The sequence below is a fragment of the Halomonas huangheensis genome (genome assembly GCF_001431725.1).
Classification (GTDB): domain Bacteria; phylum Pseudomonadota; class Gammaproteobacteria; order Pseudomonadales; family Halomonadaceae; genus Halomonas; species Halomonas huangheensis.
Genome location: NZ_CP013106.1, coordinates 622,387 through 644,991 on the forward strand (window position 1 = coordinate 622,387; position 22,605 = coordinate 644,991).

The 22,605-nt window shown below is 58.5% G+C and carries 20 protein-coding genes; 9 read left to right on the forward strand and 11 right to left on the reverse strand.

Annotated features, from left to right (window positions below; all coding sequences use genetic code 11):
* Position 1: 1 nt before the first annotated feature.
* Positions 2–1,579: an exopolyphosphatase gene (ppx, locus tag AR456_RS02900; protein ID WP_021819841.1), complete on the reverse strand. Its 1,578-nt coding sequence runs from the start codon at positions 1,577–1,579 to the stop codon at positions 2–4.
* Positions 1,580–2,037: 458 nt separating this feature from the next.
* Between ppx and rho the strand changes: the two genes are divergently transcribed.
* The 6 genes from rho to AR456_RS02935 all read left to right on the forward strand — a co-directional run bounded on the left by rho (position 2,038) and on the right by AR456_RS02935 (position 8,449).
* Positions 2,038–3,297 (forward strand): transcription termination factor Rho, encoded by a 1,260-nt coding sequence (gene rho, locus AR456_RS02910; RefSeq protein ID WP_021819843.1) that lies wholly within the window; start codon positions 2,038–2,040, stop codon positions 3,295–3,297.
* A 164-nt stretch (positions 3,298–3,461) separates the two neighbouring features.
* Positions 3,462–4,955, forward strand: coding sequence for a 4-hydroxy-3-polyprenylbenzoate decarboxylase (ubiD, locus tag AR456_RS02915; RefSeq protein WP_021819844.1), 1,494 nt, complete (start codon positions 3,462–3,464; stop codon positions 4,953–4,955).
* Positions 4,952–5,731 carry an FAD-binding oxidoreductase gene (locus tag AR456_RS02920; protein WP_021819845.1) on the forward strand — a complete coding sequence of 260 codons (780 nt, stop codon included), beginning with the start codon at positions 4,952–4,954 and terminating at the stop codon, positions 5,729–5,731. Before ubiD ends, AR456_RS02920 begins: the two co-directional genes overlap by 4 nt.
* Positions 5,728–6,441, forward strand: a complete 714-nt coding sequence (gene folM / locus AR456_RS02925) for a dihydromonapterin reductase (RefSeq protein ID WP_021819846.1) — start codon at positions 5,728–5,730, stop codon at positions 6,439–6,441. The genes AR456_RS02920 and folM overlap by 4 nt, the downstream gene beginning before the upstream one ends.
* Before the next feature lie 500 nt (positions 6,442–6,941).
* Positions 6,942–7,076 carry a hypothetical protein gene (locus AR456_RS21670; protein WP_021819848.1) on the forward strand — a complete coding sequence of 45 codons (135 nt, stop codon included), beginning with the start codon at positions 6,942–6,944 and terminating at the stop codon, positions 7,074–7,076.
* Positions 7,077–7,381: 305 nt separating this feature from the next.
* Positions 7,382–8,449: a 3-deoxy-7-phosphoheptulonate synthase gene (locus AR456_RS02935; RefSeq protein ID WP_021819850.1), complete on the forward strand. Its 1,068-nt coding sequence runs from the start codon at positions 7,382–7,384 to the stop codon at positions 8,447–8,449.
* Positions 8,450–8,635: 186 nt separating this feature from the next.
* Here AR456_RS02935 and AR456_RS02940 read toward each other — a convergent pair whose 3' ends face one another.
* Positions 8,636–9,286: a transglycosylase SLT domain-containing protein gene (locus AR456_RS02940; protein WP_021819851.1), complete on the reverse strand. Its 651-nt coding sequence runs from the start codon at positions 9,284–9,286 to the stop codon at positions 8,636–8,638.
* Positions 9,287–9,618: 332 nt separating this feature from the next.
* On the opposite strand from AR456_RS02940, the gene AR456_RS02945 reads away from it, so the two are divergent.
* Both AR456_RS02945 and AR456_RS02950 read left to right on the forward strand, forming a co-directional pair.
* A complete protein-coding gene (locus AR456_RS02945; protein ID WP_021819852.1) occupies positions 9,619–11,739 on the forward strand; it encodes a PhoX family protein in 2,121 nt (706 codons plus the stop codon).
* A gap of 714 nt (positions 11,740–12,453) precedes the next feature.
* Positions 12,454–12,849 (forward strand): DUF4148 domain-containing protein, encoded by a 396-nt coding sequence (locus AR456_RS02950; RefSeq protein WP_021819854.1) that lies wholly within the window; start codon positions 12,454–12,456, stop codon positions 12,847–12,849.
* A gap of 241 nt (positions 12,850–13,090) precedes the next feature.
* Here the strand turns inward: AR456_RS02950 and ppk1 are convergent, their stop codons facing one another.
* Together ppk1 and hemB are read right to left on the reverse strand one after the other, a co-directional pair.
* Entirely contained in the window at positions 13,091–15,313 is a 2,223-nt protein-coding gene (gene ppk1 / locus AR456_RS02955) for a polyphosphate kinase 1 (protein WP_021819855.1), read from the reverse strand.
* Between the two features lie 49 nt (positions 15,314–15,362).
* Positions 15,363–16,373 carry a porphobilinogen synthase gene (hemB, locus tag AR456_RS02960; protein WP_031208330.1) on the reverse strand — a complete coding sequence of 337 codons (1,011 nt, stop codon included), beginning with the start codon at positions 16,371–16,373 and terminating at the stop codon, positions 15,363–15,365.
* Positions 16,374–16,574: 201 nt separating this feature from the next.
* Here hemB and elbB point away from each other — a divergent pair, with 201 nt between their 5' ends.
* Complete coding sequence (elbB, locus tag AR456_RS02965) at positions 16,575–17,240, forward strand: isoprenoid biosynthesis glyoxalase ElbB (RefSeq protein ID WP_021819857.1); 666 nt, start codon at positions 16,575–16,577, stop codon at positions 17,238–17,240.
* A 97-nt stretch (positions 17,241–17,337) separates the two neighbouring features.
* Here elbB and tatC read toward each other — a convergent pair whose 3' ends face one another.
* The 7 genes from tatC to ubiE all read right to left on the reverse strand — a co-directional run bounded on the left by tatC (position 17,338) and on the right by ubiE (position 22,387).
* A complete protein-coding gene (gene tatC / locus AR456_RS02970; RefSeq protein ID WP_021819858.1) occupies positions 17,338–18,126 on the reverse strand; it encodes a twin-arginine translocase subunit TatC in 789 nt (262 codons plus the stop codon).
* The gene (gene tatB / locus AR456_RS20795; RefSeq protein ID WP_021819859.1) at positions 18,123–18,626 is read right to left on the reverse strand and encodes a Sec-independent protein translocase protein TatB; all 504 of its coding nucleotides are present in this window, start codon (positions 18,624–18,626) and stop codon (positions 18,123–18,125) included. Before tatB ends, tatC begins: the two co-directional genes overlap by 4 nt.
* Positions 18,627–18,632: 6 nt before the next feature.
* Positions 18,633–18,902, reverse strand: a complete 270-nt coding sequence (gene tatA / locus AR456_RS02980) for a Sec-independent protein translocase subunit TatA (protein WP_021819860.1) — start codon at positions 18,900–18,902, stop codon at positions 18,633–18,635.
* A gap of 72 nt (positions 18,903–18,974) precedes the next feature.
* Positions 18,975–19,319: a phosphoribosyl-ATP diphosphatase gene (locus tag AR456_RS02985; RefSeq protein ID WP_021819861.1), complete on the reverse strand. Its 345-nt coding sequence runs from the start codon at positions 19,317–19,319 to the stop codon at positions 18,975–18,977.
* 38 nt (positions 19,320–19,357) lie between these two features.
* A complete protein-coding gene (ubiB, locus tag AR456_RS02990) occupies positions 19,358–20,980 on the reverse strand; it encodes a ubiquinone biosynthesis regulatory protein kinase UbiB (protein ID WP_021819862.1) in 1,623 nt (540 codons plus the stop codon).
* Positions 20,980–21,633, reverse strand: a complete 654-nt coding sequence (locus AR456_RS02995; RefSeq protein WP_021819863.1) for a ubiquinone biosynthesis accessory factor UbiJ — start codon at positions 21,631–21,633, stop codon at positions 20,980–20,982. The genes ubiB and AR456_RS02995 overlap by 1 nt, the downstream gene beginning before the upstream one ends.
* A 7-nt stretch (positions 21,634–21,640) precedes the next feature.
* Positions 21,641–22,387 carry a bifunctional demethylmenaquinone methyltransferase/2-methoxy-6-polyprenyl-1,4-benzoquinol methylase UbiE gene (gene ubiE, locus AR456_RS03000; protein ID WP_021819864.1) on the reverse strand — a complete coding sequence of 249 codons (747 nt, stop codon included), beginning with the start codon at positions 22,385–22,387 and terminating at the stop codon, positions 21,641–21,643.
* Between the last annotated feature and the right edge of the window lie 218 nt (positions 22,388–22,605).

The window sequence follows — 22,605 nt, forward strand, 5'->3', positions numbered from 1 at the left end:
ATCAGCCCGATGCGGGCGTCTTTCTCTGCTGCTCCATGCTCTCGACCTGCAGCGCGAAACCGAAGTCGGTATTAGTCATATAACGTGCTTCCTGCTCGAGATCAGTCATCATCAGACCGGGTTCATCGCTCGATTCGATGGTCAGACGCAGTGATTCTCCATCGGTTTCCAGGCGCGGTACTTCCGGTGGTGTTTCCGGCCGCGAGTGGTTGAGCAGTACCGCCAGGCGTAACAAACGAGCGAGGCGTTGATGGGAGGTCTGTTCCGATACGGGCAGCGCTTGCCATTCCTTGAGCGGAAACTTGCGTCGATGGGCACGTACCAGGAAGGCCAGCAGACGCTGCTCGGGTCGCGAGAAGCCAGAGAGGTCGGAGTGTTCGAGCAGATAGGCGCCATGACGGTGGAACTGGTTGTGTGAGATGGCCTGGCCGATCTCGTGCATCCAGCAGGCCCAGTCGAGGAAGCGTGCCTGATCATCGTCGATCTGCCAGGCATGGCGTACCTGGTTGAGCAATGCCTTGGCCGTGGCAGCGACATTATCGGCTTGACGAGTGTCAACACCATAGCAGCGCGCCAGCATTTCGAGACTCTTGAGTCGCGAGTCTTCGGGACTGTTGCGTCCTGCCATGTCGTACAGCACACCTTCGCGGAGAGCGCCGTCGGCAAAGCGCATCTGCTCGAGATCGAAGGCCTCGAAAGTAGCGCTGAGAATGGCGATGCCCGCCGGGAAAACTCGGGAGCGGTCAGCTTTCAGACCCTCCATGTCGACCTTGTCGAGCTGGCGGCACTTGATCAGACGCTTGCGCAACAATGCCAGCCCATCTCGAGTGATTACCCCTTCCGGTGCATCACCAGCGGCGGCCAGCACTGCCGCTGCGGCCTTGATGGTGCCGCTGGAGCCGACAGGGTCATCCCAGCCGAGCTTGAGATAGGGGCGACGGATATTGGCCAGTTCCGAAAGCGCTGCCAGTTCGGCCTGGCGCATGCGCTTCTCGGTAATCTCGCCGTCGGCAAAGAACTGGCGTGTGTAGGTCACACACCCCATGCGCAGGCTTTCCAGTGCACGTGGCTCGAACTGCTCGCCGATGATGAACTCGGTCGAGCCACCACCGATGTCGACGATCAATCGGCGCCCACTCTCGGCCAGCGCATGTGCCGCGCCCAGGTAGATCAGGCGGGCCTCCTCTCGCCCGGCGATGATCTCGATACGGGCTCCAAGCATGGCTTCGGCACGGTCGATGAATTGTTGACTGTTCTCGGCGTCACGCAGGGCGTTGGTACCAACAACCCGCAGGCGAGAGGTCGGGATGTCCTCGATGAAAGGGGCAAACCGGTTCAGGCAGTCCAGCGCTCGGGAGATGGCTTCATCACTGAGCATACCGTCATCATCCAGGCCCGCGGCCAGCTGCACCTTTTCGCCGAGGCGCGCGACAACCTGCAAACGGTCATCCTGATAGTTGGCAACCAGCAGGTGGAAGCTGTTGGAACCGAGATCAATGGCAGCCAGTCGGGCAGGATCAGAGGGCGTTTCACCGGGTGAATCGCGTAGCGCACTTAGCGTATCCGTAGGCTGGGTCATGACGGGTCCTTCAATAGAGTTGAAATAAGGTTGCGACCGACCCTGCTCGATGTCAATGATCCAGGTGAGGTGAAACTTGCGTTCATGACTCGGGTTGTCTAGTATCGGGTCATTCGCCTGTTTCGAATGTGTTTTCCGGTTGTGGTGCTGGCACGCGCCAAGCGAATTTGAATGATACGTGCCAGTGCAATGCAATCGCCCCAAGTCGTCAGACCGCCCACTTAGGTATCAGCCCCGCATATGGGCTCAGCCCCGCGACGCTGATCAGGCGAACAACCTGCTCCCACTCCAGATACCAACGGTACTCCTGTCGGAGGCGCCGTTCGATGGCCTTGAACACCTGATCGGCCTACGAAAGAGCAGCCCGGGCTCTGAACGCATTCAAGTGGCGTCGTTTCGCCTTTTCATACTAGACGGCGCCTTGCCGCCCGGCTTCCACGAGTAACTTCTGAACTCTGATGAATCTGACCGAACTCAAGCAAAAGCCTGTGCCGGAGCTTCTCAACATCGCTCGCGAGATGGGAATCGATAATCTGGCACGGTCCCGCAAGCAAGACATCATCTTCGCGATTCTCAAGAAACATGCCAAAAGTGGCGAGGATATCTTCGGCGATGGCGTACTGGAAATTCTCCAGGACGGTTTCGGCTTCCTGCGTAGCGCAGACAGCTCCTACCTGGCCGGCCCTGACGATATCTACGTTTCTCCTTCTCAGATTCGGCGCTTTAACCTTCGCAAGGGCGACACCATCTCCGGCAAGATTCGCCCGCCCAAGGAAGGTGAACGCTACTTCGCACTGCTCAAGGTCAGCGAGATCAACCTCGACCGACCCGAGAATGCCAAGCACAAGATTCTGTTCGAGAACCTTACGCCGCTGTTCCCCGATGAACGTCTGCGCATGGAGATCGGCAACGGCTCCACCGAGGATCTCACTGCTCGTATCATCGACCTGACGGCACCGATCGGCAAAGGCCAACGTGGCCTGCTCGTATCTCCGCCCAAGGCCGGTAAGACGTTGATGTTGCAGAACATCGCAACCTCCATCACGCGCAACAACCCCGAGTGCCAGTTGATCGTTCTGCTGATCGACGAGCGCCCCGAGGAAGTGACCGAGATGTCGCGTACCGTGCGTGGTGAGGTAGTGGCTTCGACCTTCGATGAGCCGCCGGCACGCCATGTGCAGGTCGCCGAGATGGTCATCGAGAAGGCCAAGCGCCTGGTCGAGCACAAGAAGGACGTGGTCATTCTCCTCGACTCGATCACTCGTCTGGCGCGTGCCTACAACACCGTGGTGCCGTCCTCCGGCAAGGTGTTGACTGGTGGTGTCGATGCTCATGCGTTGGAGAAGCCCAAGCGCTTCTTCGGTGCCGCACGTAACATCGAGGAAGGCGGCAGCCTGACCATTATCGCCACGGCGCTGGTCGATACCGGCTCCAAGATGGACGAGGTGATCTTCGAGGAATTCAAGGGTACCGGTAACATGGAAGCCCACCTCGATCGCCGTCTTGCCGAGCGCCGCATCTATCCGGCACTCAACATTCGCCGTTCCGGTACTCGTCGCGAGGACTTGCTGGCGTCCGAGGAAGAGATGCAGCGCATGTGGATTCTGCGCAAGCTGCTCAACCCGATGGACGACACCGCCGCGACCGAGTTCCTGGTGGATCGCCTGAAGGATACGAAGACCAATATCGAGTTCTTCGAGGCTATGAAGCGTCGATAGGATGTGAGCTACGCACTCGAGCTTCGAGTGCGGCTGTAAACAAACCTCTGCAGGCTGCTGCCCGCAGAGGTTTTGTTTTTTCTGCCGGACAGCGCCTGGCGCGTAGCCCTTGCCAGCCATGATATGCTTGCCACTTTCGTGACCAGGGCAAGCGAGACAATCGCATGAAGTACCAGGATCTGCGCGAATTTATCGCCGGCCTTGAACAGCAGGGCGAACTTCACAGGGTTACTGCCGAAGTCGACCCCTATCTCGAGATCACTGAGATCTGTGACCGAACCCTGCGAGCGGGAGGTCCGGCGTTGTTGTTCGAGAACGTCAAGGGCCATGATATGCCGCTGCTCGGTAACCTGTTTGGCACCACGAAGCGGGTGGCGATGGGTATGGGGCAGGAGTCGGTGGATGCCCTCCGGGAGGTCGGTGAGTTGCTGGCTTTCCTCAAGGAGCCGGAGCCACCAAAGGGCCTGCGTGATGCCTGGAGCAAACTGCCGATCTTCAAGCAGGTGATGAGCATGGGGCCGAAGACCGTGCGCTCGGCTCCTGTTCAGCAGGTGGTATTGGAAGGTGACGATGTCGACCTCGATCGACTGCCGATCCAGCATTGCTGGCCTGGGGATGCGGCTCCTCTGGTCACCTGGCCGTTGGTGGTCACCAGGGGGCCACACAAGTCGCGCCAGAATCTCGGTATCTACCGCCAGCAGAAGTTGTCCAGTAACCGTCTGATCATGAGATGGTTATCCCACCGGGGTGGGGCACTGGATTTCCAGGAGTTCCAGACCACCAATCCGGGAGAACCCTTTCCGGTAGCTGTGGCATTGGGCGCGGATCCCGCCACCATCCTTGGTGCGGTAACGCCAGTGCCGGATAGCCTATCGGAATATGCCTTCGCTGGCTTGCTGCGTGGTTCACGTACCGAGCTGGTCAAGTGTGGGCATGCCGACTTGATGGTCCCTGCCTCGGCCGAGATCATTCTTGAAGGTTTCATCTACCCCGATGACACCGCGCCGGAAGGTCCCTATGGCGACCATACCGGCTACTACAACGAGGTCGAGCAGTTCCCGGTGTTTACGGTGACGCGCATGACCATGCGCAAGGATGCCATTTACCACTCTACCTACACCGGGCGCCCGCCGGACGAGCCGGCGATCCTCGGATTGGCGTTGAACGAGGTTTTCGTACCCATCCTGCGTCGCCAGTTTCCCGAGATCCAGGACTTCTATCTGCCGCCGGAAGGCTGCTCGTACCGCATGGCAGTGGTGACCATGAAGAAGCAGTATCCCGGCCACGCCAAGCGCGTCATGATGGGCGTTTGGAGCTTCCTGCGTCAGTTCATGTACACCAAGTTTGTGGTGGTGCTGGATGATGACGTCAATGCCCGTGATTGGCAGGATGTCATCTGGGCGATTACCACGCGCATGGATCCGGCTCGTGATACGGTCGTGGTCGAGAATACCCCCATCGATTACCTGGATTTTGCTTCCCCGGTGGCCGGACTGGGCTCCAAGATGGGGCTGGACGCCACCAATAAATGGCCAGGTGAAACGGACCGCGAATGGGGGGTTCCGATCACCATGGACGATAACGTAAAGACGCGTGTCAGCGAACGTTGGAGTGAGTTCGGCATCGCTCTCCCAGACACCGACAAGAGGTCAACATGACGGCAAAGACCCTGACCTGCCAGGTCATCGAGGTCGAGGATCTTACCCCCGACGTTTTTCGTGTACTTCTCGAAGGCCGCAACGAGGCCATGGCGCACGCTGCAGGTCAGTATCTCGAGATGCGTCTCGACGATGACATCTGGGTGCCGTTCTCGATCGCTAGCCGGCATGCGGACAACGGCCGGCTCGAGTTGCATATACAGCATTGGCCCGAGCGCTCCAATTCAGCACAGTTGCGCCGCATGCTGGTAGTCGCGGAGCACCTGACTCTTCGCTTGCCCAGTGGTGACTGTGTGTTGGATCCTGTCGGTGAGCGTCCCTTGCTGTTGATCGCCGCCGGTACTGGCTTCGCTCAGATGAAGGCGATCATCGAGGAAGCCCTGCATTGGTCGCCCGAGCGGCCCATTGCATTGTGGTGGGCAGCGCGTGAACGTCGCGACCTGTATGCCGAAACAATGGTGCGGGAGTGGGTTCAGGCTTTCCCTAATCTGAGTTTTCATGCGGTCTGTGAAGTCGGCTTCGAGGAAGGTTTCGTTGAGCCTCGGGTCGAGGGTCATCATGGTCGTGTCGATAGTGTGCTGGCGACGCAATTGAGCGACGTGTCCGCAGCGGATGTGTATATCTCCGGCTCTCCCGGGATGGTCTACGCCTGTGTCGATGTGCTGGCTTCCGTGGGGCTCGAGCCGTCGCGAGTGTTCTCCGATGTCTTTGCCTATGCGCCACGTGATCCGCTGGTGCCGACGATTGGTAGCATGGTACGCGAGGAGTCATCGTGAGCGCTGCGCCGATTCTGATCACCGGTGGCGCTCAGCGCCTTGGCCGCCACTGTGCCGAGCGGTTGGTCGGCGATGGTCACCCGGTGATCATCAGTTATCGACGTGAACGCCCCGAGCTGGAAGAGTTGCGTGGTCGCGGGGTGGTGACCCTCAAGGCAGACTTTTCCACCGAAGCCGGGATTCTCGATTTCATCGCGCGGCTCAAGCAAAGCGCCGATTCTCTGCGTGCCATTGTCCACAACGCCAGTGATTGGGCCCCCGATAGTCAGGGTGATGAGGCTGGCGCCAACTTCGAGCGGCTGTTTCGCGTGCATATGCTGGCACCGTACCTGATCAATCTGCACGCTCGTGAGTTGCTGGAGGCCTGCGTCGAGCCGCAGAGCGATATCGTGCATATCACTGATTTTGTTGCCCAGAAGGGCTCGCGTAAGCATGCTGCCTATGCGGCAACCAAGGCTGGGTTGGATAACATGACACGCTCCTTTGCTGCGATGTATGCACCACGCATACAGGTCAATGCCATTGCGCCTGCGCTGATAATGCTCAACGCCGGTGACAATGAGGACTATGTCGCCAAGGCAAAGAGCAAGTCGGCGATGCAGATCGTTCCCGGCCCCGGCGTGGTCTACCAGACGTTGCGCTATGTACTCGACAATCGCTATATCACCGGCGCGACGCTGCCGCTCGATGGCGGAAGACATCTGGTTTAGGGCAGCAATGAGAGGGAAGAGGTAAGAGGGAAGTCAGAAGCTGTAAGAAGCTGTAAGAAGCAAGTGAGAAGCTTTAAGTTGTGAGCTTTAAGTTGTAAGAGGGAAGAAGCTCCAACCCCCCGGCTCGGCTTCCTGTGAGCCGCGATGCGGTGCTTGCCAGCTCTCGGCTCGCAGCCGGATACTCCTGGCTTCTGGCTTCTGGCTTCTGGCTTCTGGCTTCTGGCTTCTGGCTTCTGGCTTCTGGCTTCTGGCTTCTGGCTTCTGGCTTCTGGCTTCTGGCTTCTGGCTTCTGGCTTCTGGCTTCTGGCTTCTGGCTTCTGGCTTCTGGCTTCTGGCTTCTGGCTTCTGGCTTCTGGCTTCTGGCTTACGGCTCGGGCTCTGATTATGCCCGGCCGGATTCGTTGACTCGAGACACTTGCCATTTGCTGCAGGTGCGGGCAGGATAAAAAACAACTCGACGGGCCACTATACTCAGGCTCATCAGGAAACGGAGACACCATATGTCTGTTACTGCTCACCAGATGACTGTCATCACCACCTATCAGGGTGGCGGTGTCGTTGGTGCGGCAGGCGGCTATTGGTTTGGCTTTACCTGGTATTGGTTTGATACCGGGGAGCCGGCTACCGTTTCCTGATCCGCTTGGTTTAAACAACAGGATCAAGCAACAGGATAGCGAGGCGCTCCCCACCAGGGCCGCCTCTCGGAACCCCCGGATGGCAGCCCCATCCGGGGGTTCCTGCATTCAGGATTCGGTTCAACAGGAGGGTATGACATGACCGCATTTCGTGAATTCGCCAGCAGCGCATTCCATGGCCGGTATTACGGCTATGGCTGGCGATTTATCGAGGCGCGGTCGGCCCAGGTGGCCACCTCCGACCGTGAGCAATCTGGTGGCCAACAGAAGATTCGAAGTCACCGATGCCCACGGAGTTGAATGCCATGAATGCCCACACCGCCCTGTCTGTATCTCACGAGTTGTCGACTGATGAGGCAGCCAGTATGCCGCTTCCCACCCCGTTGGAACTCCAACGAGAGGTTCCGCTGAGCGCCATGCTCCATGAGCGCGTCGAAGCCCAGCGTCATGAAATCCGCGATATTCTCGAAGGCCGTGATGATCGTCTGCTGGTGGTGGTCGGGCCCTGCTCGATCCATGATCCCGTTGCAGCGATGGAATACGCTCAACGCCTTGCGAAACTGGCGGATCGGGTGCGTGATCGTCTGCTGCTGGTGATGCGTGTTTACGTCGAGAAGCCCCGTACTACGGTTGGCTGGAAGGGGCTGGCCTACGACCCGGGGCTGGATGGTCAGAGCGACATGTGCCGGGGACTGGAGTTATCGCGACGCCTGATGCGCGATATCGTCGAACTGGGGTTGCCGGTTGCTACTGAGCTGTTGCAGCCGATGATTGCTCCTTACCTGGATGATCTTCTGGCATGGGTGGCTATCGGTGCGCGGACCACCGAGTCGCAATTGCATCGTGAACTGGCCAGCGGCCTCAAGTCTGCGGTTGGCTTCAAGAATGCCACCAACGGCGATCTACAGGTGGCGCTGGATGCCATGCAGTCCGCTGCCCACCCCCATCAGCACTTCGCTATCGGTGCCGATGGACGTCCTGTGATGAAGCAGACCAACGGCAATGACATGACCCACGTAGTACTGCGTGGCGGTCATGGCGGCCCCAACTACGATGCTGACAGTATTGCGGCTGCTCGCAAGGCCATCACTGCAGGTGGCTTGGCTGTGCGACTGATGGTCGATTGCAGCCATGCCAACGCACGCAAGGATCATCGTCGCCAGAGCGAAGTACTGCTTGATGTGCTGGCGCAGCGTGAAACGGGTGACCGAGCCCTGATCGGCGTGATGCTGGAAAGCCATATTCATGAAGGCAAGCAGTCATTGACGCCGGGCAAGCTGCGCTATGGGGTCTCCGTCACCGATGCCTGTATCGGCTGGGAGACCACCGAGCATCTGCTGACCCTGGCCGCCGAACGGTTGGCAAGAGTCTAGCGCCTCTCGAGCGCTAAGCGGTAAGTTACCACTCGAGCGGTAAGCTGTAAGTTATAAGCTGTAAGTCACCCCGCAGTGACCAGCATGGAGCGGCACTGGACAGCTAGCGGTTCGTAGCCCGCAGTGTCTGTTTGACAGCACCTGGCTCGTAGCTTGTTGCTTGTTGCTTGCGGCTTACAGCCTCACCTACCCCCGACAGAATGGCCAGAATTCGAAGGCTCCATCGCACTGGAACTCGGCTTCACAGGCGTTGAGCTGGGCCTGGTAGCGCGACGCAGTACTGGCCACCTGGCGGGCGGCACTCTGGACAGCGGACTTGCCACGGTAGCTGCCACGCTGGTAGCCGCCCTGGCCTTCGTGATAGGCCAGATACAGATGTTCAGGGTTATGCAGTGAGACACCGGCGATACGGTGGGTGCGGGCGTTGTACCAGCCGATGAAGTCGGTGGCATCATCAAAGTCGCTGCGCCCGGAAAACAGACTGCCGGCATCCTCCTGATATTCGTCCCAGACCGGGTCCTGGGCCTGCGCATAGCCGTAGGCGGAGGAAGGGCGCTTCCAGGGGATAAAGCCCAGCAGCCTGGTTCGCGGTGGCCGAATGGTGGCGCGGAACGATGATTCGCGCTGGATAAAGGACATCTGGGTCGCTATCGGCGTACCCCACTTGTCCTGCGAGGCTCGCGCAGCGTCGTACCAATCAGGTTGTTCGCGGAATATCTCGCAGATGTTGTCCTGACGTTGTGGTGGGTTGGGAGTGACAAGAGCACAGCCACTGAACAGTAAGGTCACGCCGATGGCGACGGCCAACCTGAATCCATTTTGATACCACTTTTCCATCCAGCCCTCTCCCTCCAACCCTTTGCAACGATAACCGGCCATTGCCCTCATGCGATTGCGCCGGAGCGCCTCAGAGTAGCATAGGGTCCAGGCGCTCGGCGCGACCTGAATCAGTTTTAGATATTGCTTATATTTGATGTGTTCAGGCTGTCACTGTCATGGCTTCGTCATCTTTTGTGGTTAGCGTCCCCTTGGTTATGGAAGCGCTGGATAAATCGACGAACGTGCTCACGCGAAGCGTCGCGATTGAACCGTACAGGCTTTAGTCAGTGTTTCCTTCGAGCGAAGCGGCCGTAGACGCCGCTCATGACTAGCTGAAGAGGACCTTCTCCATGAGCAAGGCAATCGAAGATCATCGTCTGTTGAACCCCAGTAGCAATGAACCGTTCTCCACTGTGCTGGAGCGCCATGTATCGCGTCGCGCGGTCATGAAAGGAGGACTGGGGCTGGCTGCCATGGGGGCTCTCGGTGGCTTCGGTGTCTCGGCGCTGGCCAGCAGTCACGGTATGCAAAAGTCACCGCTGGCACTGGCATTTGAATCGATCGCCGGTTCGCGGACGGACGCCATTGTGGTACCTCCAGGCTATACCGCTCAGGTATTGATCCCCTGGGGTACTCCTCTCAACGACAGTGCGCCGGAGTGGTCCGAGGATCTGGCCATGACGCCAGAAATTCAGGCCAATAGCGTCGGTATGCACCATGATGGCATGCACGCCTTTCCGCTGGATGACGCGAGTGCTTCACGCCGCTTCATAATGGCGATGAACAACGAGTATATCGATGAAGACGCGCTGTGGGCGCCGCAGGGTGGCCCGACCAACATGGACGAGGGCAAGCGCCCGGCCGATGAGGCTCGCACTGAGATCAACGCCCACGGCATTACCCTCGTCGAGGTCGAGAAGAGCGATGCTGGCGTCTGGCAGCATGTTCGCAACTCGTCCTTCAACAAGCGTTACACCAGTGCCACACCGATGGAGCTGGCCGGACCGGTGGCCGGCAGCGACTATGTGGTAACTCGCTATTCGACCGATGGCACCATGGCGAGGGGCACCAACAACAATTGTGCCAACGGCTATACGCCTTGGGGTACCTACCTGACCTGTGAAGAGAACTGGCCGGATATCTTCATCAAGGATGAAGGTCGCGAGATTGACGACGACCGCCTGGGCATTCCCACTGGTCGCGGCCGCTATGGCTGGGAAACCGCCGCCGGTGACGAATCCGAAGTCGATGGCGAGTTTTCTCGTTTCAATGCTACACCGAGGGGTGCTTCGGCCAGCGAAGACTATCGTAATGAGCCGCGGACCTTCGGCTATATTGTCGAAATCGACCCCTACACCGGGGCTCGCGCCGTCAAACGCACCGCCCTTGGGCGCTTCCGTCACGAAGGCTGCTGGCCCGGCAAACTGGTTGAAGGAAAGCCAGTGGTGTTCTATTCCGGACACGACTCGCGCAACGAATACATCTACAAGTTCGTCTCGAAGGCGGTATGGAACCCTGCCGATGCTCCGGCAGATGGTGCCGAAGCAGATCGCTTGGCAATCGGCGCCAGGTACATGGACGAAGGCACGCTGTATGTCGCGCGTTTCGATGCCGACGGCAGTGGTCAATGGCTGGCGCTGACACCGGATGCCACTACCCCGGATGGCGGTACTCTGGCCGACGCTCTCGGACTGGCAGCGGACGACCATGCAGGCATCATCATCAATACCTGTGACGCTGCCGACATCATGGGTGCGACACCGATGGATCGGCCGGAGTGGGGCGTCGTGGACCCGGAAAGCGGCGAGGTGTACATGACGTTGACCAACAACACCGATCGCACCGAAGCGGATACCGATCCGGAGTTGAAGGGTGATGGCGACAGCATTGCCGCACCGGGCACCGGTTATGCCACGGCGCCGGCCAATGCACCGAACCCGCGTGCCGCCAATGAGGCAGGCCAGATCATTCGCTGGCGCGAGGGCAGTGACCCGAGCAGTTTCGAGTGGGAGGTGTTCGTGTTTGGTGCCGCGGCAAGCGATGCCGACAACTACTCTGGCCTGACCGAAAGCAACCAGTTCGCCAGCCCTGATGGCCTGTGCTTCGACCAACGCGAGGATGGCGGCATCCTGTGGATCGAGACCGATAACGGCTACGCTGGTGTTGCCGATCACACTAATGACCAGGTGCTGGCGGTAGTACCCGCAGCCTTACAGAGGGCCGAAGGTGCCGCAGCTGTGGTGTCCGGCGATAATCAGCAGCACCTCAAGCGCTTCTGCGTTGGTCCCAACGGTTGCGAGATCACCGGTATCTTCCCGACGGCCGACCGCACCGCTCTATTTATCAACGTCCAGCACCCGGGCAACTGGCCGGCTGGCGATGATGCCACTCAGGCAACGTCGGGTAACGTCCGTCCACGTGCCGCGACCGTGGTGATTCAGAAGCAGGACGGCGGCCAGATCGGTGTTTGATTGCCATTTGACTGGCGGTTGTGAAAGGAGCTAGCCTGGCGACGACCAGGCTAGCTCATCATTGCAATCACCGGCACTATTGCAATCATCGGCACTATCACAATCAATAACAGTCTCAAGCCTCGGCACTGATCATTGCCGAGGCTTTTCCATAATGGGAAAGTTGCTGTAGGAGAAGAAGGCGCAGCCGTGCATTTTTTCCTGAGAAAGAAAAATGGCAATAGATAAAATTACCGGCTTGAAGAAGCAGGGGGGAATGCGCAAGGAAATGAATTTCAGATAATCATTTCCGGGTATCGACGTCACTCTGGTGCCCTTGCGGCAGCTGTATCAATGGTGACACTGGTATCTCGTCTACGTGATGTCCGTGATAGCCAGCTAACGGTTCAAGACTGACAACTGGATTATTTCCCCTCCGATTTTGTGCCGAAACCTCCTTCTCTGTAGCTACAGGATGGGAGGTTGGGCTTTGAATGCAGCTGGTTATTGATCAGTCTGTGCTCATTTTTGCCTATCTGTTTCCGCTTGAACCCCGCCTCCAGGTGCGGTCGCAAGGCCGTGAATGAGGTATGTGATGTTTCAGATCCTGTCGTAAATGGAGAATATCCCCCGGACTGGCAGTCCTGCGCGGAGCGCCTTAGTCCCTTGCTGTCCGCCACACGCATTCGGTATCTTGTTGATGGAATCTTGACTCTATCGCAAAGGAGTGCCCTCGTGAAACACCCTGTCCTGGCTATTCTGATATTCACCACAGTGTTGGGTTTGTCCGCCTGCACAACGACTCAGCCTATTCAAAATGTTGAGGCACAGGCAATCACCTCGCCAGTGAGCCGAGAGCAAGTGCGTCAGGCAATTGTTGACGCTGCAGAAAACCGTGGCTGGGTAATTATTGGTGACCAGCAAAATGAGATAACTGCAGCCATTGATGTCCGCACCCACCAGGCGACGGTGCGCATTCCATATTCAAGCAGTGACTATTCCATTATTTACAAGAATTCCATCAATTTGGATCACCGAGGCGATAGGATTCATCGCAACTACAACCACTGGGTGGACAATCTTGACCAGGACATCCGTCGAAATCTCAACGTTATAAGGACTAATCTCTAAACGACATAGAGAAGAGCTGGCCTTGGACTTGCCCCAGCTGAGTGGCCTGAATTCAACAGGTACCGCTCAGTAGGGGAACTTCACCAGGCCCATGGCGCGGGCACGCTCGATTACAGATTACACTCCCAGTGATCGAGCCATCGGCAGCGAACGGTGAGAGGGTGTCCAGCGTGTCTTCCACCGGAGTCTTGTCGACAGGGCTCCGGTGCGAAGAGTCTTTTCTTCTTTCCTCTTTCCGCCATCAAGCCCGCGCCGCGTAGGCGTAGAGAAGCGTTTCCTGAGCGCTGATCGGTGCGGCGTCACCCGGTTCTTGCTTGATATAGGTGCCATCGCTCTGCAGTAGCCAGCTCTGACAATTGTCGACCAGGTAGGTTTCGAGATCCTTGCGTACGCGAGCGGCGATCTTCTTGTCGAGCAAGGGGAAACAGGTTTCCACACGATGGAACATGTTACGTGTCATGAAGTCCGCGCTGGAGCACCAGGTTTCGGGTTTGCCATCGTTGTGGAAATGGTAGACCCGAGTGTGTTCGAGGAAGCGACCGATGATCGAACGTACACGAATGTTCTCGGAGATTCCCGGCATGCCGGGACGTAGGCAGCACATGCCACGAATGATCAGGTCACACTCGACGCCAGCCTGTGAGGCACGGTACAGCGCCTGGATGAGCTTGGGCTCGGTCAGCGAGTTGCACTTGACGATAATATGCGCCCGCTTGCCCTTGCGGGCATGACTGGCCTCGCGCTCGATCATCTCCACGACCCGCTCATGCAGAGTGAAGGGGGCATGCAACAACTTCTCGATGCGTCGTGCACGGCCCATACCGGACAACTGCTGAAAGACCTTGTGGACGTCCTCGCAGAGGACCGGGTTGGCGGTCATCAGGCTGTAGTCGGTGTACAGCTTGGCAGTCTTCGAGTGGTAGTTGCCGGTACCGAGGTGTGCGTAGTGGCGCAGCTCGCCTTTCTCGCGGCGCACGATATGCATCATCTTGGCATGGGTCTTGTAGGCCATGACCCCATAGATGACGATGGCGCCAGCTTCCTGGAGACGCGAGGCCAGCGCCAGGTTGTCCGCCTCATCGAAGCGTGCGCGTAGTTCGATAACAACGGTGACTTCCTTGCCGTTGCTGGCGGCTTCGACCAGTGCGTTGACGATGGGGGAGTCGGCGCCAGTGCGATATAGGGTCTGCTTGATCGCCAGTACATCAGCATCGCGAGCCGCCTCGCGCAGCAGATCTTCCACGGGAGCAAAGGACTGGAACGGGTGCTGAAGCAGAATATCGCCATCCTGCATGGCCTGCAGCAGGCTCTCGGACTTGCGTGCTGTTTTCGGTAACCCTGGAGTAAAGGGGCGATACATCAGGTCTGGGCGATCGAGTGTGCCGAGTACCGACATCATGCGAGTCAGGTTGACCGGTCCGTTGACGCGGTACAGGTCGCCGGGCTCGAGCTGAAACTGTTTGACGAGGAAGTCGGACAGGTCGTGTGGACAGTTGTCGGCAACCTCGAGGCGTACACCACTGCCATAACGGCGTGCCAGCAGTTCGCCACGTAGCGCGGAGGCCAGGTCGGAGACTTCTTCGGGGTCTACCGTCATGTCTGCATTACGGGTCAGACGGAACTGATAACAGCCCTTGACCTTCATGCCGGGGAATACCTCTTCCGCGTGTGCGTGCATCATCGATGACAGGAACACGTACTCGGTGAACCCTTCCTCGCACAGATCATTGGGTAGCGCGATAACCCTCGGCAAGGAGCGTGGCGCCGGCAGAATCGCCAGGCCTCCTTCACGACCGAAGGCATCCTTGCCTTCCAGCTCGACGATGAAATTGAGGCTCTTGTTGACCAGGCGCGGGAAGGGGTGTGACGGGTCGAGGCCGATGGGACTGATGACCGGCTCGATTTCGGTACGAAAATAATCGTAGACCCAGTCGCGCTGAGCGTCGGTCCAGGAGCTGCGGCGCCGGAAACGAATGCCCTTGGCTTCCATGGCCGGAATCAGTTGCTCATTGAGAATTCGGTACTGACGCTCGACATGTTCGTGAGCGATGCTGGATATTTCATCGATTACCGAGCGCGCACTACGTCCGTCGGCTCCGGTGCCGTCATCGCCCAGCATGATCTGATTCTTGAGGCCGGCGACGCGGATCTCGAAGAACTCGTCCATGTTGGATGAGAATATCAACAGGAACATCAGGCGATTGAGCAGTGGATGAGCTTCATCCAATGCCTGTTCAAGCACGCGGATATTGAACTGAAAATGTGACAGCTCACGGTTGAAGTACAGACCAGGGTCCGACAGGTCCGCTTCCGGGTCCGGTAGGGCCTTGGGCTTGATACCGGTTCCGGTCTGGTTGAGTCGGGGAACGGGGGTGTCGACCAGCAACTCATCCGACAGAGATACATCAGATTTGCCGACGTTGCCGTGTCCGGCGGTGTTGGCGTCGCGTTGGGCGTCTTCCATGGTCAATCCTCACAACCGGTGAGCTGGAAGGGCGACCCCCCTCCAGGCGTTATGGGTTTGCCAGCAGGCGAGCGGCTCGCTTGGCAAAGTAGGTCAGCACACCGTCTGCGCCGGCGCGCTTGAAACACATCAGTGACTCGAGAATCGTCGAGTCGGCATCCAGCCAACCGTTGTTGAATGCCGCCATGTGCATGGCGTATTCGCCACTGACCTGGTAGGCATAGGTCGGAACGCGCAGCTCATCCTTGACGCGCCTGACCACGTCCAGGTACGGCATGCCAGGCTTGACCATCACCATGTCAGCGCCTTCGGCGAGATCCATGGCAACCTCGTGCAGAGCTTCTTCGCCGTTGGCTGGATCCATCTGGTAGGTCGCCTTGTCGGCCTTGCCGAGGTTGCCGGCAGAACCTATCGCATCACGGAAGGGGCCGTAGTAGCGCGAGGCGTACTTGGCGCTGTAGGCCATGATACGAGTGTTGTGCAGGCCTTCCTGTTCGAGGACCTGGCGAATGGAGCCGATGCGACCGTCCATCATGTCCGAAGGAGCGACCACGTCGGCACCAGCTTCGGCATGCGATAGCGCCTGTTTGATCAGCGTCTCTACGGTGCGGTCATTGGTCACGTAACCATCTGCATCCAGGATGCCATCCTGGCCATGGCTGGTATATGGGTCGAGGGCCACATCAGTAATGATGCCGAGTTCCGGCAACGCTTCCTTGAGGGCGCGCACGCTGCGCTGAATCAGGCCTGAAGCGCTGAAGGACTCTTCGGCCAGCTCACTCTTCTTCTCAGTACCCACCACGGGAAACAGGGCAATGGCAGGGATGCCGAGGTCATGCGCTTCACGGGCCTCTTCGATCAACAGGTCCAGTGACAGGCGCTCAACGCCCGGCATGGAGGCAATTGCTTCACGTTGGCCTTCGCCTTCGAGGACAAATACCGGCCAGATCAGGTCGGCACTGGTCAGTTGGTTCTCACGCATCAGGCGACGAGAAAAATCATCGCGGCGCATGCGGCGGAGACGTGTCGCTGGAAAGCGGCGGGGAATAATGGCACTCAAAACAGCACTCCGATGAACAGGATATTCCGCCACCTCGCGATTGTGGTGGCTCTTGATGACAAAAGTATTACAGCTGTCAGTATATTCCCCGTGCGGTCTGCGTCGAAAGTCGCGTCTTGTCGCACCCGTGGTGACTCTCTAGAGTATTGCCTAATCAGCCGACCATGAGATGTCGGTGTTTTGCCCTTCAAGGAGAGACTCATGAGTAAGCAGGTTGCGATAGTCCTGGCCGGGTGTGGCGTTCAAGATGGCTCGGAGATCTACGAGACCACCCTGACTCTGTTGCGCCTGGACCAGTTGGGTGTCGCCTATCGCTGTTTCGCACCGGATATCGGCCATCACGAAGTCATCGATCATCGCCGTGGTGAGGCCGTGGAAGAATCGCGCAATGTGCTGGTGGAATCCGCTCGTCTTGCGCGTGGCGAAATCTCTCCGCTGGACGAGCTTTCGGCATCGGATTTCGATGCCGTGATCCTGCCGGGTGGTTTCGGGGTAGCAAAGAATCTCTCGAACTTTGCTGAAGCGGGTTCCGACATGGTCATTCATGACGTGCTGCGTGAGGTGTTGATCGAGTTCCATGATGCTCGCAAGCCGATCGGCTTGATGTGTATCGCACCAGTGCTGGTTCCGGGTGTGTTCGGGCACGGTATCGCGGTAACCATCGGTAATGATCCGGGGGTGGCCGGGGCGATCAGTGCCATGGGCGGGCTGCATCGTACCTGCGCGGTGGATGATATCGTCGTCGACTTCGAACACCGTGTGGTGACCACACCGGCCTATATGCTGGCCACAGGAGTTGCCGAAGCGGCCAGCGGTATCTTCAAGCTGGTTGAGCGCATCAATGAAATGATCGACATCAAACCCTGACATCGATACCCAGCATCGAAAACAGCACAGAAAGCGCGGCCATCAGGCCGTGCTTTCTGCATACTTCAGGATCATTTCACGTCAGGATCATTGCACGTCAGGATTGCTGCTCGTTTTCCGTTTCTTCTTCCCTTTCGCGCTTGCGCTTGACCAGCCGCCCCATCAGTAGCCCCAATTCATAGAGCAGACACATGGGAACTGCCAGCAGGGTCTGTGAGATCACGTCCGGCGGTGTCAGCAGCATGCTGATCACGAAACAGCCCAGAATGATATAAGGGCGTTTGGCCGACAGGCTTTTGGCCGTGGTGGCGCCGGAGAGAATCAGCAGGAAGGTAGCGATAGGGATCTCGAAGGCAATGCCGAAAGCAAAGAACATCTTCAACACGAAGTTGAGATAGGCATTGATATCGGTCATCACCGTCACGTTCCCGGGCCCAGTCTGGGTGAAGAACGCGAACAGCAGCGGGAATACTGCGTAGTAGGCGAAGGCGGCACCGAGATAGAACAGGATCACACTGGAGCCCAGCAACGGAAGGGCCAGTGATTTCTCTTGCTCGTAGAGTCCCGGGGCAACGAAGGCCCAAGCCTGGTGTAGTACAAAAGGAATGGCGATGAATACCGCGACCACCAGCGTCAGCTTGAAGGGCGCCAGAAAAGGTGACGCCACTTCGGTCGCGATCATTTGTGAACCTTCCGGCAGTAGCGCCAGCAAGGGTTCAGCAACGAACTGGTAGATGTCGTTGGAGAAGCCGTACAACGCGAGGAAGATGACCAGAATCGCCACCACCGCGCGCAGTAGCCGCGAGCGCAACTCGACCAGATGTTCAATCAGCGGAGCATGGCCCTCCTCGTTGGACGAGGAGGGCTTGTTGTCGGTCTGGCTCATCGCGTAGCAGAGTCCCTGTTGTCAGTGTCCCTGTTGTCAGTCGAAGGGGCGGAGGCCGGCGAGTGGCGGTCAGACGATTCTGCGTGGTTGGCTGGATCAGGCGCAGAAGTTGGGTCAGACGCATCAGTGGCTGGTTTGGGGGCGGAGCCCTGTGCCGAGGCCGACTGGGAGTTGTCCGGTACCGCGGCAGTGCTGTCAGCCGCCTCGGTGCGCTTGTCACCGTTGCTGGCCTGCGGGTCATTATCACCCAGTGATTCGACACTCTGCCTTGCACGCTTGACGCTGTCGTCGAGCCTGGTCTGTTGCTCCTTGACCTTCTGACGCAGCTCCTCTGCCTCTAGTTGGGCTGTTATCTCGCGCTGTATGCCGGACACCGAGCGCTTGATACGCCCGATCCACAGGCCTGCCGTGCGTGCCGCACGCGGCAGGCGTTCGGGGCCAAGCACCAGCAGACCCACTACGCCGACCAGCAACAGTTCCAGGAAACCGATATCCAGCATGGAGGCTTACTTGCGTTCGTCGGAGGATTCCGGCTTGCGCTCGGCCTCGACGTCATAGGTATGGGAGCCGGTGCTGTCGGTGTTTTCGTCGTGACGCACTTGAGCCTGAGAGTCGGACTCGCCTTTCTTCTCTTCCTCTTCGGAGACGGCTTTCTTGAAGCCCTTGACCGCTCCTCCCAGATCGCTACCGACGTTGCGTAGTTTCTTGGTGCCGAAGATCAGGATAATGATGCCGAGTACGATCAGCAGCTGCCAGATACTGATACCACCTAACATAAGAGCTTCCTCAAGGTTTGGCGCAAGGCGCCATGATTACTGTTGTCGTCGCCGCTTCTGCCATGACGGCTCTCAACTATCTTCCTGCTGCCGAGCAGCCTTCTCGTCGTGCCCCGAAATACCAAAACGGCGCGCCAGTTCGTCGAGAACCTGGCGGTGGTCCAGACCGAGGTGTGACAACATGACAAGACTATGAAACCACAGGTCGGCGGTCTCGGCGATCAATGCCTGTTGAGTGGCCGGATCCTTCGCGTCGGCATCCTTTGCAGCCAGCACGGTCTCGAAGGCTTCTTCGCCAACTTTCTCGAGTATCTTGTTCAGGCCCTTATTATGCAAGGACGCCACGTAGGAAGACTCGGGATCGGCATGACGGCGGTCGGCCAGTGCTGTGTCGAGTCGTTCAAGAATATCGCTCATTGGTTAACGTTCCATTGCAGTCAATCAGTTCCAGTCGGTCAATTCCAGATCAGCAGCAGGGTGCCCACTGCGGCTGCCACCAGAATTTGCCAGGGCTGACCATCGAGCCAGTTGGTCAGCGGTTGCCAGGCCAGTGCCAGTGCCACCAGAGCCAGGCCGATGCGTGTTCGTCGGGAGCGGCGAGTCTGTTGGCGGAGTTGAGTCTGAACGCTACTCAGAGCCCTGGTTTGATCACCGAGCTGTTGGGAGCGCTTCTCCGTCTGTGATAGGGCGCGGTGAGCGAGCACCGGAAGCTCAGGCAACTGGCGTGTCAATTCGGGAGCTTGACGCTTGAAGGACTCCCACAGGCCATGGGCACCAGCACGCTCCTTCATCCAACGCTCGAGAAATGGCTTGGCCGTTGCCCACAGGTCGAGGTCGGGATACAGCTGCCGTCCCAGGCCTTCGATGTTGAGCAGTGTCTTCTGCAGCAGGACCAACTGAGGTTGTACTTCCATATTGAAGCGTCGTGCGGTCTGAAACAGTCCCAGCAATACCTGGCCGAAGGAAATATCCTTGAGTGGCTTCTCGAGAATGGGTTCACAGACCGTGCGTACCGCAGCGGCAAACTCGTTGGCGCGAGTGTCCTCGGCGACCCAGCCGGACTCTATATGTAGCGCTGCCACCTCATAGTAATCCTGGTGGAAGAAGGCCAGCAGGTTTCGGGCGAGGTAGTCCTGATCCTCACGCGTCAAACTGCCGACGATGCCGCAGTCGATAGCGATATACTGCGGGTCCTGGGGATTCTCGCGGTCGACGAAGATGTTGCCGGGGTGCATGTCAGCATGGAAGAAGTTGTCGCGAAACACCTGGGTGAAGAAGATTTCCACGCCGCGCTCGGCAAGCCGCTTGAGATCGGTGTGCTGCGCCTTCAGTGCTTCGATATCGGCAACCGGCACGCCATGGATGCGCTCCTGAACCATGACGCGCTGGCGTGTCAGGTTCCAGTGGATGGCTGGCACATAAAGCAGCGGTGAACGGTGGAAGTTACGCTTCAGTTGCGAGGTGTTGGCGGCTTCCTTGGTCAGGTCGAGTTCGTCGAACAACGTGACTTCGTAGTCGCGGACCACTTCCACTGGATGCAGGCGGCGTGCTTCGGGGACGCATTGCAGGGCTCGTGCCAGCAGGTACATCAACGACATGTCCTGACGCATGACCTTGTCGATGCCAGGGCGTATTACCTTGGCGACGACTTCGCTGCCATCCGGCAGTGTGGCAGCGTGCACTTGAGCAATCGATGCCGAGGCCAGGGGCTCGCGGGAGAAGTCGGCAAACGCTTCGTGCAGCGGCATGCCGAGGGCTTCCTCGATCAGCTGTTCGGCTTGTTCACCGGGGAAGGGGGGCACCTGATCCTGAAGCCGCTTGAGCTCATCGGCGATATCCCCGGGAAACAGGTCGCGTCGCGTCGACAGCATCTGGCCGAATTTAACGAAGATTGGCCCCAGCGCTTCCAGCGACAGACGCAATCTTTCTCCCCGTGAGCGGTCACCAACGGGAATCAAGCGCAGCGGCGACCACTGAAACATCAGGCGAAGTGCCCAGGGCAGCTTGTGCAGCGGTAACAAGGTGTCGAGACGGTAGCGCGTGACTACCCAAAGGATGCGCAGTGGACGGAATATCATCAGGACAGCCCTCCCTCCGCATCAAGCAAACGATGCAAGCGTGCGAGGCGTGCTTCGACACGATCGGTAGCTTGCTCAAGGTCAATCAACAAGTCGCGCAACGATTCGAATTGCTGACGCCCTGGCAACCAGCGAGCTTCTTCGAAAACATACTCCGAGATATCGCTGCGCAATTCTCTCTGGGTGCGAATTCCCCAGCGTGATAGTCCTCTCAGACCCTCCGCCAATTGATGAGCGGGAACATCACCGAGCCAACGTGCCATCTCCGCCTCCCAGTCGAGGTCCAGGTCCAGCAACAGGTCGCGGGTGGCTTCAAGAAGGTGAACCCGACCGCGTACGGCAAGACGGCCTTCGAACATCAGGCGCTCCATCTCCGCGCCGCTGGCCAACGCAGCCAGGCCCTCGCTATCGACCTCGACCACGGCATCGTAATCCTGATCGTCGTCCATCATCTCCAGGGCATCGGCGTGCATGAGATCGATGCCTTGCGCGTGGTAAGCGAGCACCAGCGCCAGTTGAGGAGACTCGAGGCGCAGCAGAATTCGCTGACCGGCCAGCTTGCTCAGTCTGGTCGGTGCTGCTGGGTCTCGGGACAGCAGGGAATTGAGCGTCTTTTCAATGCCGGCCAGTACCAGGGTCGGGATCAACGCCATGGTGCCCTCATAGCTTGATGCCGCGGTGCAGGGCGACGATACCACCCGTGAGATTGGTGAATTCGACACGCTCGAGGCCTGCCGTCTCCATCATGCCCTTTAGCGTCTGCTGGTCCGGATGCATGCGAATCGACTCAGCGAGATAGCGATAGCTGTCGGCATCACCGGCGACCATTTCACCCATGCGTGGTAGCAGACGGAAGGAATATTCGTCGTAGGCCTTGCTCAATAATGGGTTGGGTGGCTTGGAGAATTCGAGTACCAGCAGGCGGCCACCAGGCTTGAGAATGCGCGCCATGGAGGCCAGTGCCTTGTCCTTGTCGGTCACATTGCGCAGACCGAAGGCGATAGTGATGCAATCGAAGGTGTTGTCGGGGAACGGCAGGCATTCGGCATTGGCCTGCACGTAATCGACGTTGCCGCCCGCACCGTTGTCGATCAGTTTGTCGCGACCAACGTTGAGCATGGAGGCATTGATATCAGCGAGGATGACCTTGCCGGTGGGGCCGACGATGCGCGAGAACTTGAGCGCCAGATCCCCGGTGCCACCGGCGATATCCAATACCTTGTGGCCTGGCCGTACTCCGGCGCGTTCGATGGTCAGGCGTTTCCACACACGGTGGATGCCGAAGGACATCAGGTCATTCATCACGTCGTAGCGAGCGGCCACGGAGTGGAAGACATCCGCTACACGAGAGGCCTTTTCCTCAACCGGCACATCCTGAAATCCGAAATGAGTGGTGCGCTTGTCCATGGAGCTCCTGAGCTGTCGCTGGATAAGGCCTCGAGGCCGTAGTGAAGACTGGGTGGAGACTATTGGTGGGAGCCATTGTAGCCTTGCCGAGGAGGGGTTGTCTTCGATCCAGCGAGTCGCTCGAACCGTAAGCTGTAAGCCAACAGCTGTAAGTGAACCCCACAGCGGTGAGCTTCGAGCAGGCTGTGTGCGACAGTATCCCGAACTTCGGTTTGTTG

What these genes read in the sequence shown, in the direction of transcription:
- tatB (WP_021819859.1), bottom strand. Translation starts at nt 18,626, where the DNA reads ATGCTGGATATCGGTTTCCTGGAACTGTTGCTGGTCGGCGTAGTGGGT.
- AR456_RS02985 (WP_021819861.1), bottom strand. Translation starts at nt 19,319, where the DNA reads ATGAGCGATATTCTTGAACGACTCGACACAGCACTGGCCGACCGCCGT.
- tatC (WP_021819858.1), bottom strand. Translation starts at nt 18,126, where the DNA reads ATGAGCCAGACCGACAACAAGCCCTCCTCGTCCAACGAGGAGGGCCAT.
- ubiB (WP_021819862.1), bottom strand. Translation starts at nt 20,980, where the DNA reads ATGATATTCCGTCCACTGCGCATCCTTTGGGTAGTCACGCGCTACCGT.
- AR456_RS02940 (WP_021819851.1), bottom strand. Translation starts at nt 9,286, where the DNA reads ATGGAAAAGTGGTATCAAAATGGATTCAGGTTGGCCGTCGCCATCGGC.
- tatA (WP_021819860.1), bottom strand. Translation starts at nt 18,902, where the DNA reads ATGTTAGGTGGTATCAGTATCTGGCAGCTGCTGATCGTACTCGGCATC.
- ppx (WP_021819841.1), bottom strand. Translation starts at nt 1,579, where the DNA reads ATGACCCAGCCTACGGATACGCTAAGTGCGCTACGCGATTCACCCGGT.
- elbB (WP_021819857.1), top strand. Translation starts at nt 16,575, where the DNA reads ATGAGTAAGCAGGTTGCGATAGTCCTGGCCGGGTGTGGCGTTCAAGAT.
- ubiE (WP_021819864.1), bottom strand. Translation starts at nt 22,387, where the DNA reads ATGGACAAGCGCACCACTCATTTCGGATTTCAGGATGTGCCGGTTGAG.
- AR456_RS02920 (WP_021819845.1), top strand. Translation starts at nt 4,952, where the DNA reads ATGACGGCAAAGACCCTGACCTGCCAGGTCATCGAGGTCGAGGATCTT.
- AR456_RS02935 (WP_021819850.1), top strand. Translation starts at nt 7,382, where the DNA reads ATGAATGCCCACACCGCCCTGTCTGTATCTCACGAGTTGTCGACTGAT.
- AR456_RS02945 (WP_021819852.1), top strand. Translation starts at nt 9,619, where the DNA reads ATGAGCAAGGCAATCGAAGATCATCGTCTGTTGAACCCCAGTAGCAAT.
- ubiD (WP_021819844.1), top strand. Translation starts at nt 3,462, where the DNA reads ATGAAGTACCAGGATCTGCGCGAATTTATCGCCGGCCTTGAACAGCAG.
- AR456_RS02995 (WP_021819863.1), bottom strand. Translation starts at nt 21,633, where the DNA reads ATGGCGTTGATCCCGACCCTGGTACTGGCCGGCATTGAAAAGACGCTC.
- rho (WP_021819843.1), top strand. Translation starts at nt 2,038, where the DNA reads ATGAATCTGACCGAACTCAAGCAAAAGCCTGTGCCGGAGCTTCTCAAC.
- ppk1 (WP_021819855.1), bottom strand. Translation starts at nt 15,313, where the DNA reads ATGGAAGACGCCCAACGCGACGCCAACACCGCCGGACACGGCAACGTC.
- AR456_RS21670 (WP_021819848.1), top strand. Translation starts at nt 6,942, where the DNA reads ATGTCTGTTACTGCTCACCAGATGACTGTCATCACCACCTATCAGGGT.